Source organism: Arsenicibacter sp. R0_47 (assembly GCF_057652235.1).
In genome coordinates this window covers 621,857-639,522 of sequence record NZ_JBYFCJ010000003.1, presented here as the reverse complement: position 1 = coordinate 639,522, position 17,666 = coordinate 621,857, and the positions used below count along the sequence as shown (strand labels likewise).

The 17,666-nt window shown below is 52.5% G+C and carries 14 protein-coding genes; 5 read left to right on the top strand and 9 right to left on the bottom strand.

Going from position 1 to position 17,666, the window contains the following annotated elements:
• Positions 1-61 precede the first annotated feature (61 nt).
• The 3 genes from AC23NW_RS08780 (at position 62) to AC23NW_RS08770 (ending at position 5,397) form a co-directional block, all read left to right on the top strand.
• Complete coding sequence (locus AC23NW_RS08780) at positions 62-1,213, top strand: methionine aminotransferase (RefSeq protein ID WP_487448930.1); 1,152 nt, start codon at positions 62-64, stop codon at positions 1,211-1,213.
• Between the two features lie 218 nt (positions 1,214-1,431).
• Positions 1,432-3,324, top strand: a complete 1,893-nt coding sequence (locus AC23NW_RS08775) for an amidophosphoribosyltransferase (protein ID WP_487448908.1) — start codon at positions 1,432-1,434, stop codon at positions 3,322-3,324.
• Positions 3,325-3,507: 183 nt separating this feature from the next.
• A complete protein-coding gene (locus AC23NW_RS08770; RefSeq protein ID WP_487448907.1) occupies positions 3,508-5,397 on the top strand; it encodes a beta-N-acetylhexosaminidase in 1,890 nt (629 codons plus the stop codon).
• A 34-nt stretch (positions 5,398-5,431) separates the two neighbouring features.
• On the opposite strand, the gene AC23NW_RS08765 is transcribed toward AC23NW_RS08770, so the two are convergent.
• Together AC23NW_RS08765 and AC23NW_RS08760 are read right to left on the bottom strand one after the other, a co-directional pair.
• Positions 5,432-6,475 carry a sensor histidine kinase gene (locus tag AC23NW_RS08765; protein ID WP_487448905.1) on the bottom strand — a complete coding sequence of 348 codons (1,044 nt, stop codon included), beginning with the start codon at positions 6,473-6,475 and terminating at the stop codon, positions 5,432-5,434.
• Positions 6,472-7,539, bottom strand: coding sequence for a sensor histidine kinase (locus AC23NW_RS08760; protein ID WP_487448903.1), 1,068 nt, complete (start codon positions 7,537-7,539; stop codon positions 6,472-6,474). Before AC23NW_RS08760 ends, AC23NW_RS08765 begins: the two co-directional genes overlap by 4 nt.
• Before the next feature lie 229 nt (positions 7,540-7,768).
• On the opposite strand from AC23NW_RS08760, the gene AC23NW_RS08755 reads away from it, so the two are divergent.
• Positions 7,769-8,479 carry a 2-phosphosulfolactate phosphatase gene (locus AC23NW_RS08755; protein ID WP_293845345.1) on the top strand — a complete coding sequence of 237 codons (711 nt, stop codon included), beginning with the start codon at positions 7,769-7,771 and terminating at the stop codon, positions 8,477-8,479.
• A gap of 78 nt (positions 8,480-8,557) precedes the next feature.
• Here the strand turns inward: AC23NW_RS08755 and AC23NW_RS08750 are convergent, their stop codons facing one another.
• The 4 genes from AC23NW_RS08750 to AC23NW_RS08735 form a co-directional block, all read right to left on the bottom strand.
• On the bottom strand, positions 8,558-8,797 hold the full coding sequence (locus AC23NW_RS08750) for an acyl carrier protein (RefSeq protein WP_487448901.1): 240 nt from the start codon (positions 8,795-8,797) through the stop codon (positions 8,558-8,560).
• A gap of 228 nt (positions 8,798-9,025) precedes the next feature.
• The gene (locus AC23NW_RS08745; protein ID WP_293845351.1) at positions 9,026-10,342 is read right to left on the bottom strand and encodes a TolC family protein; all 1,317 of its coding nucleotides are present in this window, start codon (positions 10,340-10,342) and stop codon (positions 9,026-9,028) included.
• Positions 10,343-10,357: 15 nt separating this feature from the next.
• Complete coding sequence (locus AC23NW_RS08740) at positions 10,358-11,932, bottom strand: DHA2 family efflux MFS transporter permease subunit (RefSeq protein ID WP_487448898.1); 1,575 nt, start codon at positions 11,930-11,932, stop codon at positions 10,358-10,360.
• A gap of 63 nt (positions 11,933-11,995) precedes the next feature.
• Positions 11,996-13,084: an HlyD family secretion protein gene (locus AC23NW_RS08735; RefSeq protein WP_293838959.1), complete on the bottom strand. Its 1,089-nt coding sequence runs from the start codon at positions 13,082-13,084 to the stop codon at positions 11,996-11,998.
• A 175-nt stretch (positions 13,085-13,259) separates the two neighbouring features.
• Between AC23NW_RS08735 and AC23NW_RS08730 the strand changes: the two genes are divergently transcribed.
• The gene (locus AC23NW_RS08730; RefSeq protein WP_293838956.1) at positions 13,260-13,739 is read left to right on the top strand and encodes a MarR family winged helix-turn-helix transcriptional regulator; all 480 of its coding nucleotides are present in this window, start codon (positions 13,260-13,262) and stop codon (positions 13,737-13,739) included.
• Positions 13,740-13,754: 15 nt separating this feature from the next.
• On the opposite strand, the gene AC23NW_RS08725 is transcribed toward AC23NW_RS08730, so the two are convergent.
• The 3 genes from AC23NW_RS08725 to AC23NW_RS08715 are packed head-to-tail and all read right to left on the bottom strand — an operon-like array spanning position 13,755 to position 17,647.
• Positions 13,755-15,497 carry a hypothetical protein gene (locus AC23NW_RS08725; RefSeq protein WP_487448896.1) on the bottom strand — a complete coding sequence of 581 codons (1,743 nt, stop codon included), beginning with the start codon at positions 15,495-15,497 and terminating at the stop codon, positions 13,755-13,757.
• Between the two features lie 15 nt (positions 15,498-15,512).
• Complete coding sequence (locus tag AC23NW_RS08720) at positions 15,513-16,247, bottom strand: glycosyltransferase (protein WP_487448895.1); 735 nt, start codon at positions 16,245-16,247, stop codon at positions 15,513-15,515.
• Positions 16,244-17,647: a DUF6056 family protein gene (locus AC23NW_RS08715; RefSeq protein WP_487448894.1), complete on the bottom strand. Its 1,404-nt coding sequence runs from the start codon at positions 17,645-17,647 to the stop codon at positions 16,244-16,246. The genes AC23NW_RS08720 and AC23NW_RS08715 overlap by 4 nt, the downstream gene beginning before the upstream one ends.
• Between the last annotated feature and the right edge of the window lie 19 nt (positions 17,648-17,666).

Genomic DNA, 17,666 nt, shown 5'->3' with positions numbered 1-17,666 from the left:
TAGCGCGGAATAACCTTCCGCGCTACAGGAACTCACTTTCAGACCTCAACGCGGTGTATCAATCCGCGCTACAGCTTATATGCAATCTAAACTCCCTAATGTCGGCACGACCATTTTTACGGTTATGTCGAAACTGGCGCTCGATACCGGCGCACTGAATCTTTCGCAGGGCTTTCCGAGCTTTGACTGCTCACCGGAGCTGACGGCTTTGGTGAGCCATTACCTGAACGGTCATAACCAATACGCCCCGATGTCGGGCGTGCCTGCACTGCGCGAGGCCCTGGCGCAGAAAACAGCTGATTGCTATGGCGTGTTCTACCATCCGGACGATGAAGTAACGATTGTGTCGGGTGCTACGGAGGCCATTTTTTCAGCCGTTACAACGGTAATCCGGCCGGGCGATGAGATCATTCTGTTTGAACCGGTGTATGACAGCTATGTACCCGCCATTGAGCTGGCAGGGGGCGTACCGGTCTACATATGGCTGAATCCGCCCGGATTTTCGGTCGACTGGGCGGAAGTACGCAGCAAGATTACAGACAAAACGCGGATGATCATGGTCAATACACCGCAGAACCCGAACGGCCGTGTCTGGACCCGCGCTGATCTGGATGAACTGGCGGCAATTGTACGGGATAAGGACATTTTTCTGGTCAGCGATGAGGTGTATGAGCACATTTTGTTTGACGGGCGCGTGCATCACTCCCTGATGACCCATCCGGTTTTGCAGGAACGAACCTTTATCTGCGGATCATTCGGCAAAACCTACCATGTTACTGGCTGGAAAATCGGCTATTGCCTGGCTCCCCGTGAGCTGACCCGCGAGTTCCGGAAAGTACACCAATACGTTACCTTCAGCACGATTACCCCCATTCAGTATGCACTGGCTGATTTCCTGAAAAATCCGGAACCTTACCGGAGTCTATCCACCTTCTACGAGGCTAAACGGGACCTGTTTCTGTCGGCTATTCAGAACTCACGCTTCACCTATACGCCCGCTGAGGGAAGTTTTTTCCAGCTTCTCTCCTACCGGCAGATCACTGACGAATACGATTATGACCTTGCCATCCGGCTGACCCGCGACATCGGGGTAGCATCGGTACCGGTCTCCGTTTTCTACCATGATCAGACCGATCATAAACTGCTGCGGTTTTGTTTTGCCAAGGATGACGACACGTTATTGCGGGCCGGAGAAAAACTAAGTAACCTGTAAGTATACGCTATACAGAATAATGGATTTTTCGGATATAGAATTTTCTTTGCCCGGGCGGGTATAAAAAAAAGAGGGAACGGACCGGGCTTATTGTTACCCGGACAGCGGAAAATCCCGCTCGTTACATAACTTTGTCTTAATGTTCCCCGAACTATCGGACGGACACAAGCGTTCATTCTCTAACAACGAAAACCAACTTCGCTTCGGCGATCTTCTTCATGAGCGACGCTATTAAGCACGAATGCGGTATTGCCCTCCTCCGGCTCCGCAAGCCGTACCAGTACTACATCGATAAGTACAAAACTCCGCTTTATCCTGTCAATAAGCTCTATCTGCTGATGGAAAAACAGGTAAACCGAGGTCAGGATGGAGCGGGAGTGGCCAATATCAAGATTGACGTTTCACCTGGTAACCGGTACATCAGCCGCTACCGATCCGTTGATCAACAGCCCGTTGCGAAAATCTTCCAGAAGATTAACAAAAAGTTCAAGAAGGCATCAAAGGAGGGGAAAGAACACTTCAGGGATGCTAAGTGGTTGCAGGATAACGTGGCCTTTACCGGTGAAGTCTGGATGGGACACCTGCGGTACGGAACCCACGGTGCCAACGAAATTGAAAACTGCCACCCGATGCTGCGGCAAAACAGCTGGCGAAGCCGGAACCTGGTCGTAGCGGGGAACTTCAATATGACGAATGTTGATCAGCTCTTTACCAAGCTGGTTTCACTCGGACAGCACCCTAAAGAGATGGTTGATACGGTGACCGTGATGGAAAAGATCGGCCACTTCCTCGACGAAGAGAATCAGCGCGTTTTTGACCGGTTTAAGGGTATCTACGAAAACCCCGATCTCTCGGACATTATCGAAGATAACATGGACCTGCAGCGGGTACTCCACCGGTCCTGCCGGGATTTCGACGGAGGCTATGCTATGGCCGGTATGACAGGGTACGGCGCTTCATTTGTGGCACGCGACCCGGCCGGTATCCGCCCTGCCTACTACTACGCCGACGATGAAGTGGTGGTGGTAGCCTCTGAAAAGCCAGCGATTAAAACGGCGTTCAACGTCGAATACAGCCAGATTAAGGAGATTCAGCCAGGCCACGCGCTGATCATTGACAAGTACGGCGAATACGGCGAATATGAGTTTATCAAGCCGATTGAAAAACGCTCCTGCTCATTCGAGCGCATCTACTTCTCCCGCGCAACCGATCCGGACATCTATAACGAGCGCAAACAACTTGGCCGCCTGCTCGTGCCGCAGATCCTGAAGGAAATCAATTATGACCTCGAAAATACCGTTTTCTCGTATATTCCAAATACGGCGGAAACCGCATTTTTCGGCATGGTTGAAGGACTGGAAGATCACCTGGCAAAGCAGCGCAAGAAGGCGATCATGGACGGTATCCTGTTCGAAGAAGAACTCGACCGCGTTCTGACGTTCCGTCCGCGCATTGAGAAGCTGGTGTCCAAGGATGTCAAGCTGCGTACGTTCATTACTGACGAAGCCCAGCGTGATGATATGGTCTCGAATGTGTACGATACGACGTTTGAGGTGATTAAGAAAGGCAAGGATAACGTGGTGGTAATGGATGATTCCATCGTCCGCGGAACGACGCTGGAAAAGAGTATCCTGCGGATGCTCGACCGGTTAGGGCCTAAAAAGATCATCATCGTTTCGTCGGCCCCGCAAATCCGGTTCCCTGACTGCTACGGTATCGATATGTCGAAGGTGAAGGAATTTGTAGCTTTCCGGGCCGTCCTGGCGCTGCTGAGAGAACGGAATATGGAATACCTGATGGACGAAGTTTACGCCGAGTGCGTAGCCGCTATCGAATCAGGTAATGCCGAAGCAAAGAACTACGTAAACGCGCTTTTCGCGCCGTTTACCGACGAAGAAATTTCGCAGAAAATTGCCGACATCGTTCGTCCGAAAGACCTGAAAGCCGAGCTGGCAGTTGTTTACCAGACCGTTGACAACCTGCACAAAGCCTGCCCTAACCATTCGGGCGACTGGTACTTTACCGGCAACTACCCGACGCCGGGGGGTAACCGGGTGGTGAACAAGGCATTCGTCAATTTCATGGAAGGCAAACTCGTACGGGCCTATTAATAGCCTGATCAGATGATATAGCCCCGGCTCACTGCTGAGCCGGGGCTTTTTTATGGCCACAGGTTACGGACAACCCTCTTTTTCTAGCCCTGAAAACTGTAAATTCGTCGCTCAAACTATTTTCGGCGACACCGGGGAGGAAAACCCTTCCTGACCTAAACTCAACAAAACCACTTGCAGCCTATGCGTATTATTGCCCTTGTAGCAGCCACTATGCTGGCCGGTTTTCAGGCCATGGCCCAAACCAATGCCATCTCGCTTATTCCCCAGCCTGCTTCTGTTCAGCCGGCGGCGGGGGCCTTTGTGCTGAGCAAGTCGTCGACGATCAGCTACAACAACCCTGACGCACAGGTCGTAGCCGGCATGCTGACGGAAAAGCTCAACACGCCGACCGGTTACGGCTTTAAGGCACAGTCCGGAACCAAAGGCCACATCCACCTTAACCTGAACAGCACGCCTGCCGCTCAGTTAGGCAAGGAAGGCTATACGCTGACCGTAACGCCGAAAAACGTTACTATTTCGGCCAACGAGCCGGCAGGGCTTTTCTATGGCATGCAGACGTTGGTGCAGCTGCTGCCGAAAGAAATTGAAAGCAGCACACCGGCCAGGGCAAACTGGACGATTCCGGCCGTGACCGTAACCGACTACCCCCGTTTCGGCTGGCGGGGTCTGATGCTGGATGTCAGCCGCCATTTTTTCACGAAGGAAGAAGTTAAACGGTATATCAACCAGATGGCGCAGCTGAAACTCAACACGCTGCACTGGCACCTGACCGACGACAATGGCTGGCGGCTCGAGATCAAATCGCTGCCGAAACTGACCCAGGTCGGCGCGTGGCGCGTAGCCCGGGCAGGGCACTTCGGGGAGCGGGCCCGGCCGAAAGCCGGCGAGCCAACACCTTACGGAGGATTCTACACGCAGGAAGATGTCAAGGAGATTATCCGGTATGCGCAGGACCGCAACGTAACCATTGTTCCGGAAATTGACGTGCCGGGCCACAGCATGGCGATTCTGGCGGCATATCCTGAGCTGAGTTGTACAAAAGACACGACCGTGCGGGTAAACCCCGGCTCGGCCTTCTCGGAATGGTATGGGAACGGTACGTTTAAGATGCTTATCGAAAACACACTGAATCCGTCGGATGAAAATGTCTATGTATTTCTGGATAAGGTCTTTACCGAAATAGCGACCCTCTTCCCGAACCCGTATATCCACGTCGGCGGCGATGAGTGTTACAAAGGCTACTGGGCGCAAAATCCGGGTTGCCAGGCACTGATGAAAAAGCTGGGCATCCGCCACGTGGAGGATTTACAGGGCTACTTCATGGGCCGCGTTGAGAAGATTCTGGATGCAAAAGGCAAAAAGCTGCTGGGCTGGGATGAAATTCTGGAAGGCGGCATTTCCCCGAAAGCTACCGTCATGAGCTGGCGGGGTATCAAAGGTGGCATCGAGGCCGCGCAGATGGGCCATGATGTGGTCATGACACCTACGACTTTTGCGTACCTGGATTACAATCAGGGCGAAAACAGCGTTGACCCGCCGATTTATGCCAGCCTGCGGATGAAGCGGTCGTATAGCTTTGATCCGGTGCCGGACGGCGTTGACCCGAAATACATTCTGGGCGGGCAGGGCAACCTCTGGACCGAGCAGATTCCGACCATCCGCTATGCCGAGTACATGACTTACCCGCGGGCCTGGGCACTGTCCGAAGTTTTCTGGTCGCCGAAAGCTGTGAAGAACTGGGAAAACTTTGTAAAGCGGGTCGAAAACCGTTTCGAACGCGCCGATGTGGCCGATATTAATTATGCCAAAGCCATCTACGACCCCATTGTCCGCACAACGGTCAAAGACGAAAAACTAACCCTGATTCTGGAACCGGAGATTCCGGGACTGGATATTTACTATACCATCGACGATACGATGCCCGACAGCCATTCGGCTAAATTTACACAGCCGGTTGAATTGCCCGAAGGACCGATTACCCTGCGCGTGGTTACCTATCGCAACGGGAAACCAATCGGCCACCTGATTACCCTGAAACGGGATGAATTACGGCGGCGTGCCGGACGATAACCCCTTAGAGAAGCCAGCCTCCGTGCTGGCTTTTTTAGTTTTCCGGCTCCAGCAGCGGGATAAAAATTTTGAAATACGCATCGTCATCAATGACCTGCACCTGCCGTTCGCCCAATAGCCGGTACCTGGCTACAATGTTGGATAAGCCGACCCGATCAGACACCACCGGTACCGCCCTTCGCTGGAGGTTGTTCTGTACCAGCAACAGCCCATCGTCGCACACCGTTATCGTAATGGTCAGCTGCTGTTCGGGGAGAATAACGTTGTGCTTCACGGCATTTTCGACCAGCAACTGCAACGTAAGCGGCGCAATGCGGTGATCCAGCCACTTAGCGTCAACCTGTTCATGCAGCGCAAAGCCCTGACCGTGCCGGATTTGCAGCAGGTATACATAGGAGCGCACAAAGGCCAGTTCGGTTCGCAGCTGCGTCAACGCTTCTTCGTTAGCCCGAAGCAGGTACCGGTACACCTGGCTCATCTCATCCAGAAAGCGGGAGGCCGTTTCCGGCGACTCCTCGATCAATGCCGAGAGCGTATTCAGCGAATTGAAGAGAAAGTGCGGATTAATTTGCTGTTTCAGGCTTTCGAACTGGCTCTGGAGCTGCGCTTTTTTCAGCCGTTCGGTTTCCGTTACGATCTGCTGCCACTGATCAAACGCGAAAATACTTTCATGCACCGCCATGATCATTAGGATAATAACTACCTGAAAGTAAATACTATGCAGAAAGCGCTGCCCGTCGTAGGTGGTAAAGCCAAACCAGACAAAGGTTTTATAGAGGCATATGGTAAAGCCGGCGCCAACCAGACAGAGCCAGAAACCCATGATCAGGCTACGCCAGAGAATCTGCGAATAGGCCGAAAAGCGGGTGCGCATCCAGTTCGCCTGTACGTTATTGATAAGCCAGTTGCCAAAGGAGACCATAGCCGTCAGCACGGTTGCTCCCGCCCACACCCGCCAGCTCTGCCAGTATGCGGCACCCAACAGCAACCAGTTTATGCCAACGACATAAACCGGCAGCACAATCACCTGCAGGATCGTATCGAGACGGGTATACCTCAGGACAATACCAGGACTCACAGAAACATTGATGTTTGGTTTTTAAACAAGGTACCGGTTTTACGATTCAGTCCGAGATTGATCGTGACTGAAAAAATATATTCATTATCAATAATAACCGGATCGGCGAAACCCTGCAACCGGAACTGCGAAATTAATCCGACCAGGCTGTTCCGGCCCGGATTAATGCGGAGGGTTTTCCGGTTAATGGTATTTTCGACAATCAGCTGACCGGCCTCATCGTTCCGGATCCGGATGATCAACGGCGCTTTCGGGGTCAGTACATTGTAGTTGATCGCATTTTCGACCAGCGTCTGGAGCGTCAGCGGCGGCAGCTGCCCGGCTTCCTGCACCGTGCGGTCAACGGCGATCTGTAGCTGAATGGCCTCTCCGTAACGAACCTGTAACAGATTATAAAACGAGTTGATAAAGGCAATTTCCTGCCGTACGGAAGTCGTTGGCTTGCTGTTAGCCTGTAGCAGATACCGGTATACCGTACAGAGTTCATCGAGAAACTCCGACGCTTTTTCCGGCTCATCCTCAATCAGGATCGACAGTGAGTTGAGTGAGTTGAACAGGAAGTGTGGATTTACCTGCGCCTTCAGCGTATCATACTGGTGTTGCAGGCTGGCTTTTTTGGCCATTTCGGCCTCAACAAGGGCGGTTTTCAGCCTCGAAAAATAATATAGTACCTCATACGCCACGCCAACCACCAGCAACACCAGGTATCCGCCGATGAGCTGTTGCAGGTACACATCTACCGTAATCGGTACGCCGGCAATGCCCAGCAGCCCGAACAGCGACACGATACCGACCTGGGCCGCGGTAACGATCATAAAATAGCCCAGAAATGTGATCAGTATACGCTGTCGTGTCTGATCGATGTGGGTGTAGCGCAACCGGACGAAGCGCAGCCAGCGGGTAAAGCACTCCCAGATCAGGGAAATATAGACCATACCCCAGAAGCTGGTGCGCAGATAAACACCCCAGTCATAGTGGTATTGCTCCAGGTACAGCAGATTGGTCGACAGTTCAACCAACGGTATACCGATTAATTGCAGCCATTTATCGTTCAGCTTTTCCAAGAGTACAGGTTTATGCAAATCCGCGTAATTGGTTAAAAATACACGCTATTACCGGTCCGGACAACCACACTGCTGTTCAGTTGACAAGAACCGGACTTCATCCGTATAAAAGGGCGGTTGGCCCGTAGGAACCTCAGCCGATTTTCGATAATTTTGTTGGCAACAAATCCGGCGTTATCCGGCTAAAGCAACAAGCAGGCCAGCGCTTCTACTTACTGTTTCCCTCTGAATGAAAAACATTGACGTTTGTCTTACTCCGGACTTATTACATCTTCATAAAATTGATAATGCTATTGTTGTCGTAGCGGATGTTTTCCGGGCAACCTCCTGCATGGTTACCGCTTTTGCCCACAATGTTTCGTGCATTGTCCCGGTGGCAACCGTTGAAGAATGCAGAGCGCTGCAGGAGCGTGGTTACCTGGCTGCTGCCGAACGGAATGCCATGAAGGTCGACGGGTTTGACCTCGATAACTCGCCGTTCAGCTACATGGAAAGCTGGATGGAAAATACCAAAGTAGCCATGACAACGACCAACGGCACACTGGCTATCACCAAATCACGGTCGGCAGTGAAAGTACTGGTCGGGTCTTTTCTGAATCTGGGCGCCATTGCCCGTTACCTGCAAACCCAGCCCTACGATGTCATTGTGCTGTGTGCAGGCTGGAAAGGTCGCCCCAACATGGAAGATACCCTGTTTGCCGGTGCGCTGATCGAGCGGCTGAAAGAAAACCACATGATTGCCGAAGATAGCGCCATCATGGCGTGGCGTTTGTACAATCAGGGGAAAAACGACCTGTTAAGCTACCTGGCCAACTCGTCGCACATCCGCCGGCTACAGCGCCTCGGTATCTCCAAAGACATTGCCTATTGCTTACAGCATGACCTGTATGATGTGGTACCGGTTCTGCGCGGCAACACGCTGGTGAATATGGATATCTGACCGGCGGTCTGCGGTTAAAACAAAAAAGCGGCTGACGTTCGGAACGTCAGCCGCTTTTTTGATGCCATTCCGGCTATATCAGGCCATTTCGGCCACTTGTTGCTCGTGCTGCAGGTAGTGCGTTACACCAGCCAATGTCGTTAACTTTGGATAATCTTCATCCGGAATACGCAATCCGAATTCCTGCTCCAGCTGCATGATCAGATCAACCGTATCCAAACTGTCAAGGCCAAGGTCACGGGTAAAATGTACGTTATCAGTTATCGCGTTACGGTTAACTCCGAAGTTGCATAATATGTCAATAATCTTCTCTTTCATAACATTCCCGTTTTTAGTATTTTATTGATGTACCTTCTGAATCTGTAACAGGAAAATGCGGTAGTTTGTTGTACTCTGTTAAGGTATATTTCAGCTTTTTTAACAATTTTCCTTATCCGCATTCTCACTTCCGCAAAATAGTATTCTGCCGGAAACAACGGCGCCGTAACAGCATAACGACAGCGTATACTGTTACGGCTTTACAACCCATCGATTATGTACGCAAACTTACAGGCTCTCGCCCAGTAATCGTTTTAATTCCAGCTGAGATAACAAAATCTGGTACTGAACCGACAATTGTGTCAGACGAGCTTCTTCCACCCCTGTTTCAGCGCTCTCTAATTCAACCGCCGTGATGACTCCGTTTTTCAGCCGGGCCCGTGCAATGTCCAGCGCTTTGCCAGCCTGCAGCAACTGCGTTTCCAGATTCTGAAGCCGTGCCTGATACGCTTTCATATCGGCATTAAGCTGCGCAAGGCTCTGTCTCAGCTGAGCGTTTGCGTTCTCAACCGCATACTTGCTCGCCGTCAGGCTCACCCGTGCGGCTTCCGTTTGCAGCGCATTGCGTTTTCCCGAATAAATCGGCACGACCAGCGACACACCGGCTGCCTGATTGAATTTCGGCGTATTTACGTCAGGAATATAGCCGTTTTTAAAGCCTACGTTCCCGCCGAAGCCAAGCGTCGGGCGACCGTTCAGCTCACTGGCCCGGATTTCTGACTCGGCCTGGCGCACACGGTCCTGCGCAATCACCAGTTCCTTATTGCCCGACAGTGCCGCCTGATACTGAGCATCGGCAACGGACAATGGCCCCGTAACGGTACTGAACTGCATGGCATCCGGACCAATTGCCGGCGACGGGTTACCGGTCAGGTAGGTCAGCAGGGCCAGCTGGCGGTCGAGCTGATTCTGAATATCGACCTTGCGGTTTTTGGCGGTTTCCAGCCGGACCTTCTGGGTCAGTACGTCAAACTCCAGTGCATCTCCGTTCCGAAGGCGGTTGACGATGGTCTGGATATTGGCCGATGCCGTCTGGATTACCGAGTCCTGAACGGCCAGACTTTTTTGCAGGAAGCCAATGCCGTAATAGGCCGCTGCCACCTGAAAGCCCAGATTATGCTGCGTCAGTTCTACGTTGTGGCGGGCCAGCAGAATATCATCCTGTGCTTTCCGGATCGCCTCTTTTGTCCGCCCCCAGTCATAGATCGGTACATTGATGCCAATATTGGCGTTTACGTTGTGATGCGGCACAAACTTCAGCGCCACATCCTGACCATTGATCGGGAAGGTCGCCTGCGGCACCGGATTGATGTATTGATAGCTGCCATTGCCCTGAATGGTCGGCAGTAAGGTAGTCCGGACAATATCCCGGCGGATTTCACCTGCCTTCACCTGCTGCTCCTGTTCCTTAAGGCGGGGAAAGTTGGTGTTTGCCTGCTGCATCAGCGTCCGCAGATCATCCGGCAGCGTCTGGGCGACCGCCGTCTGGGCGACCGCCGTCAGCGAGCTTAGCGCAAACAATACGATTATGTGTATTCGGTTCATAACTTTTGGTTCTGTTTAGTGAGCTGCATCGGCAGCGGCTTTTGCGGCAGCCGGATCCATTTTCCGGTTCTGCAGGAAAAACAACAGGGGAAACGTGACAATAAAAAAGGTACCTGCCAGCCGGAACGTGTCCAGATAGGAAATCATCAGGGCTTGTTTCTGAATAATCAGGTCGAGGTTACGGTAGGCCGCCGTAGCCGCATCAAAGGCATTCATCCCGCGCGACATAAGGCCCTGGGTCAGTGCGTTCAGCCGTTCGGTGGTAAGCATATCACCGGCCTGCACGTGTGACACCAGATCGCTCCGGTGAACAGCGGACCGCTGGGTAATGAACGTGTTCGTCACTGCCACCCCGAATGCCCCGCCCAGTTGCCGGATCATGTTGGTAAAGGCAATGCCCATCGGTAGTTCCTGCGGTTTCAGCGTCGAGATCGACTGGTTGATCAGCGGCGCATTAATCAGCGCCATCCCGACACCGCGGATGAGCAGGGCAATCGTAAACAGGCTCTCGGTGGCATAATCGTTATAGCTCGCCATCATGAAACAGAAGGTAATGAAAGCGATATAACCCAGGCTCACAAAGATCCGCGGCGACACGCCGTTGGCCAGTGCCCGCCCCACGACCGGAAAGACAAAGATCGTAATAAGCCCCCCCGGAATCAGGAGGTTACCGGTTTTGGTTGCCGTGTAGCCGATAATCCGTTGCACAAACAGCGGAAAGAGCATAATCGACGTGAAGAGCCCATAACCGATGATAAACACCAGAATCGACCCGATGGCGAGGTTCCGGTTTTTCAGCACGCGCAGATCGACCACCGGATTTTTGGTTTTCAGCTCCCACCAGATAAACATCGGGATTGAAATTGCCGCCGCAATGGTCAGGATCAGAATAGTATGATCATCGAACCAGTCATCGGCCTCACCCCGCTCCAGCACGTATTGCAGACTCCCGACACCAACGGCCAGCAACAGAATCCCCAGCTGGTCGATACTGATTTTGCTGCGGTCGATATTATGTTCCTGCGGCTGTTTTTCGATGAAGTTAAGGCACAGGAACGTTGCCAGAATCCCGAACGGCACGTTGATGAAGAACATCCAGCTCCAGTGGTAATTATCGATAATAAAACCACCCAGCGTCGGGCCGAGGGTTGGCCCCATGACAATGCCCATCCCGAAAATTGCCGAAGCAATCGGCCGCTGCTGCGGCGGGAAGGAGTCATACATAATCCCCTGCGAAGTCGAGAGCAGCGCTCCCCCGCCTACCCCCTGCACAAACCGGAAAAAGGTTAAGGTCCAGAGGTCATCCGCAATCCCGCAGGCATACGAAGCAAGGGTAAACAGAATAATGGAAGCGATATAATAGTTTTTCCGGCCGAAATAGTTCTGAAAAAAGCCGGTCATCGGAATGACGATTACGTTGGCAATGGCGTAGGACGTAACGACCCACGAAATGTCTTCGATGGTAACGCCCAGATTACCCGCCATCTGGGTAAGTCCGACGTTGACAATCGACGTATCGATCAACTCCATGATGGCCGCCGATACAACTGTCAGTACGACAATCCACCGACGAAATCCTTGTTGAGCCATGTTGTTGTGTTTTCTGGGCCGTCAGTAAAACCTGTGGCCTGTTAATGTCCTGCCGGCAACCGGTTATTGGCCTACCTGTACGGCAATTTCAGTACTCAGACCGGCACGGAGCAGGCTTTTGTATTTCTCAGGATTCTCGATTTCGATTTTCACCGGCACACGCTGTGTCAGCTTCACAAAGTTTCCGGTGGCGTTATCGGCCGGGAGCAGGGCAAACTTAGAGCCGGTTGCTTCTGAAAGTGATACCACTTTCCCTTTTACGTCGAGGTCAGGATAGGCATCAAGCTTGATGTCAACCGGCTGGCCAACGCGCATTTTTTCCAGCTGTGTTTCCTTGAAGTTGGCTACCACCCAGAACGTAGAGTCCGCTACGATAGTGAACAGGTTCTGCCCCGGCTGAACATACTGGCCAACCACCACGTTTTTCCGGCCGATTTTGCCCGAGATTGGCGCCATCAGTTTGGTATACCCAATCCGGAGGCGTGCGTTCTGTACGGCTGCCTCCTTCACTTTCAGCATGGCCTGCATTTTCTGAATCGACGCCTGTGCTTTGGCAATACCTGCTTTGGCTACGCCTTCCGATGTCTGTGCCAGCGCAATCTGCTGCTGGCTGGCTTCGTACTGACGTCCCTGCACATCGGCATTATTGCGGGTATCTTCCAGTTGTTTCTGGGTTAATGATTGTTCGTTGTACAGGTTCTGATCACGTTGCAGATCTTTTTGCGCTTTGTCGCGGCGGGCAGCCTGTACGCTGGCATTCGACTGGGCGACACGCTGGTTCTGGGCTACATTCCGCAGATTGGCCTGAGCCGTCTGCAGGTCCGCCTGTGCGGTCTGGATATCGGCCAGTGTCTGCTGATAATCGGCTTCAGCCTGCTGGAGGGCCACATCATACTCCTGCGGGTCAATCACCACCAGCACCTGATCTTTTTTAACGGTTGTGTAGTCATCTACAGACACTTGCTGTACATAACCAGCCACACGGGCAAGCACCGGTGCAGTGTTTCCTTCAATCTGTGCGTTGTCGGTTGTTTCGTACTTCTGATTATAACGATACGACTGAAACCCATAAAACGCGGCAGCGACCACAACGATGAGCCCAATAAGCCGTGGCAAATATTTCTTTACAGGATTGGCTTGTTCGGTTGACATTACTTATGCTTGTTTGATACGAGTAATTTTAATGCTTATGCAACTTAACAGGTAGTCAACTCGTTTGACTATTATGGCGCAAATGTAAACCAAGTTGACTATCAAGTCAACCAAATTGACTACTTTTGTGTTGCACATTTGAATTAAAAACGCATTAAAACAGTATCTTTCGGCCATGATCTCCGAAGAAGCCAATATTTCCTACGATTTCGCGCATTACCGTGCGTTGCGCGAACGTTCGTTCGGCCGCTTAATGATGCGGCTGAAACGTTACATGGGTAGTTATCTGGAAGGGAAACTGCACGAACTGGGCTTTGATGATTTCAAGGTAAGCTACCTCTCTTTTCTGTCGCACATTGAAGAAGGTGGTATTACCAACAGCGAACTGGCCCGTCATGCCTGCGTGACGAAGCAAATGATGAGTAAAACGGTGAGCTTACTGGAAGCCTCCGGCTATATATACCTGAAGAAGAACGAAAATGACAGCCGCTCAAGTATCATTTACCTGAGCGACCGTGGTAAATCGCTGTTTATTGCCCTGACGCAGTGCATGCAGGAACTGCGGCAACAATTTGATACGATTGCCGGTGCGGAGCAGATTGATAATATGCTGGACACAATGATACTGCTGGTCAACGAATTACCAACGGAGTAGTAAGCGGCTCAGGGCTTAGTCGACCGAGACAAATTTGTTGGTGTACAGCACAGAGCCCTTCCCGTTGTCCATCCGGAACAAGCCAATCCGGTATTGTCCCGGCTCAACCAGTGCTTTCGGCATAGCTGCCGACCAGCCCGGCAACGCCCTGAACGGGTGGCGGCCTTTGGGTTTATTGGGTTCTGCAAACATGACATAAGCGTGTTGATCAGAACGGAATATCAGATACGTACCCGTATGCCGGTCAACGGTATAGCCTGCCTCATCACTACTGACTACCACATAATCCGGTTTATACTCGATGGCATACGGCGTCGCCTTGATGGTATCGCGTACCATGCCGTTAATTTTCTTTTCATCGGCCGTAATCGCCGGTTCGGGTAAGGTATACCATCCGCGCTGCTTCATTACATCGGTCAGTTCGATAATCCATTTTCCGAGGGCCGAATTACGGGTCCCACCCAGACCAATCCGGTTATGCTGCTGGTTATAGGTCAGCCCCTGCATGTGCAACCGCCGCTGAACAGCTTCCGGAATGTATGTTTTGTAAGTAAAGCCGCTCACAAACACGAATACAGCAAACATACCGACCAGAATAGCCCGGTTGATGAGGGCCTGCCGCTGCACACTGATCCGGACCGAGGTAGCGATGGTATGCAGCAGCGCTACATAGGCAACCGACCACAAAACCAGTGAGTAGGTCCGGTAGGAACTATGCAGCACCATTCCGAAATAGAACCGGATCCGGAAAAAGGCAATCAGGCACATGTTGGCGAGCAGAAACAAGGCACATCCAAGCAGAAACACATCCGTAAATGATGTGTTACGGTCTTTCCGGAAAACCACCTTGACAAGCCAGAACGCCAGAAAAGCAATCACAACCAGCCCCATCACAAAGGGCAGATGTACCCGCTTTTCGATGGGCCATGCCGGGAAAAAGTCAAAAATACTGCCGGCAAAAATCAGGAAACCGGCAAGGGTCTGGAACGGATGCTTCAGCACATAGGCAAACCCTTCGGCATTCCCCTGCTGCACCGGATACCCCAGAAAATACAGGTAAATACTGGCCGCACCGATTAGCAGCCAGATACCCAGCTGTAACCAGCGGCGCTGAATAAAAAGCATGGCCGCCCCTGCCGGCCAAAGTAGAATACCGTTTCCCATACTGAACGTTGCCAGACATCCCGCTATGAGGGCCAGTGCAAAATAGACCGGTCGTTCTTTGGGGCGGGTCAGCGAACCGGACAACCGGGTTCCGTCCTGTGCCAGCAGGAAAAACGTCACCATGACCAGCATGATGATCGCCAGGTATTGCAGGGTGTAAATGGCGGTAAACGTCAGCAGGTAGTTCTGGGCAGAGAAGAGCATCAGCGGCACGGGCAGCAGATAGGCTGCCGGCAGGCCCAGCCGCCGGATGGTGCTGTAGAGCAGGATCAGAATGACCACCAGCCCCAGATTCCCCCAGAGCATCAGACCGCTGTAGCTGATACCGCCCGTCAGCAGGTACTGGCCAAAAACAACCAGCCGGGCATAGACGACCCGATGTTCATTGTTGGGCCGGATCAGGGCTGCAATCCGCTCCTGAAACGAGCCGGCATCCAGAAACTGCTGTAAAAAGAAAGGAATGTTCTCGTATTCGTCGAACCAGGGAATATCGTAACGCAGGGTAAAGAAATAGGCGAAGAACCCCGCAATCGGCAGCAGGATCAGCAACCAGGTTATCGATGGATAGGTAAGCGTCCGGTAAATACGATTCATGGGTAAGTAATTACGTTAAGTTCGGTATTTCTGATGGATACGGTACAGCTCGTACCATAGCCGGAAAAAATAGCTCATTTTCACCCGCGAGTCATGCTGCTCAATCCACTGCCGCAGCGGCATTTCGGCCACGTGCCCCCGCAGCAGGTGCTGACGGCCGTGCATCTGAATGAGCCGTGCCAGCAGTTCGACATCAAAAAGCCACGGGCTCAGAAAACTTTCCTGAAAAAGCGGGGTAACCACCCGCTGCCGGAACAGTTTAGCCCCGCACTGGCTGTCATAGACCGGCAGCCGGAGAATATTGCTGATAAAGGTGGCAATCACGCGGCCGGTATAATGCCGGAACGTGTCGCGCTGAATATCGGTCCCCAGAAACTTGATGCGGGAACCCATGACCAGATCCAGACCCGGCTGAGCGGCCAGGATCGCTTCCAGATCCTGAATAGCATCGAGGGGCGTGGCGAGGTCGGCGTCCAGGTACCCCAGGCAATCGTAGCCGTCTGAAGCCTTGTGCAGCATACCTGCCCTGACCGCACCGGCCTTGCCCAGATTCTCCGGCAGAATCAGCGCCGTCACCTGCGTTGGCAGGGCCGTTTCCAGCCCCTGCAACACCGCTTTGGTACTGTCCTGACTGCCATCATCGACAAAGCAGACATGAATACCGGGATTCTCGCGCAGATACGTCTGAAAATCCGGCACAGGCAGCCGCTGAGCCTCGTTGTAACAGGGAACGATGATACACGTTTTCACTCTAAGATCAGTTTCTGATGTCCGTAATAACCTGCCTGGCAACGATTCCAGAGATATTCAGGGTCTTCTTTAATGTCATCCACAAATAAGCTGGGCGGCTGAATACTGAGCGGTTTCAGCTTAACTTCCTTGCCCGGTTGCAGCAACTGCTCGCGGCGTTCGTTCATTTCGCGGTTAAACGTAGCGGCATGGCCACGGAGCAGGTCATTATACATCAGTTTCAGCGGCTGGCTGAACCAGATGGCTGCACCGACCCAGATCACCATCAACACCGGTACGCTGACCGGTACCGTAAACCGTTCTACCCGCCAGCTCTGCCGGTTGGCAAAGTAAACCCAGGTCGTCAGTACGTAAAACCAGCCGTAGAGTGCGAAATAATAAAAGACATTCATCGTCCGGAAGGCAGGCGGCATACCGATGCCATAGTAAGACGGAAAAATGAGTGCTCCCAGCAGGCCGATATAAACCAGCGTTACAATACCGGCCGGCACCTGAAACAGGTAACGCACCGGACTATTCGGCCGCAACAGGCGCAGGGCCAGCGGCACATACAAGATTGATAACGGAATAACCGGTGTTTTGAGGAGCCACAGGCCCAGCGACATACCCAGCCACCCAAGCGAAGAGACCAGGGAGTTGATAAACTCACCGCCGTGCGGGTTGCCCCCCATCCGGATCGCATTGCCCTCGGCCCGGAACAGTAGCCAGCTTGATATAAACGATACGATGATCAGCACGCCCAGAAACCAGTCCAGCTTTTGCTGAAACAGCAACCGGTATACGCCGAGCGCCAGTAAAAGCAGCACCAGTACAATCAGGTTGGTTTCGCTGGAGCCAACAATGGCAAATACCAGAAAACCAGCCCAGACAACGGTCAGCGATTTAATAAACCCGTCGCGCAGCCGGTACCAGCGGATAATGACCGCAATGAGGTAAAATGTCAGCGCGGTCGGTACGGTGTAGGACGCCACCGCTGCTGTCCAGAAAAACGCCTCGACACTGCTCTGTAAGGAAACGATGCTGATAAAAAACAGGATGGCCGTCGCCAGAATCAGTGTTTGCTTCGACTGCCCGCGCAGCAGTTCGCTCAGCATCGAATAAATTGAGGCCAGCAAACCCGTCACGGCCAGCAGCGGAATCAGCCGGAAGCCGTCGTACCAGCCCCATACCAGCGGGGTACCGTGTACCAGAAAATTGGAGAAATAACGGCCTGTCCATCCGTCATAGTAAAATATCTGTGCCTGCCAGAATCCGTGCTTCAGCGCTGTGTCTGCAAAACAATAATCGTCGGCAGCAGACGGATGGTTAAAAAACGACAGCACCAGCAGCGGAACGTACGCAAAAAGAAACAGGAACACCGCGCCAAGTTGCATCAGCAGGCGCACAATCGGATGCTTCATATCTAGTCATGAAGAGACA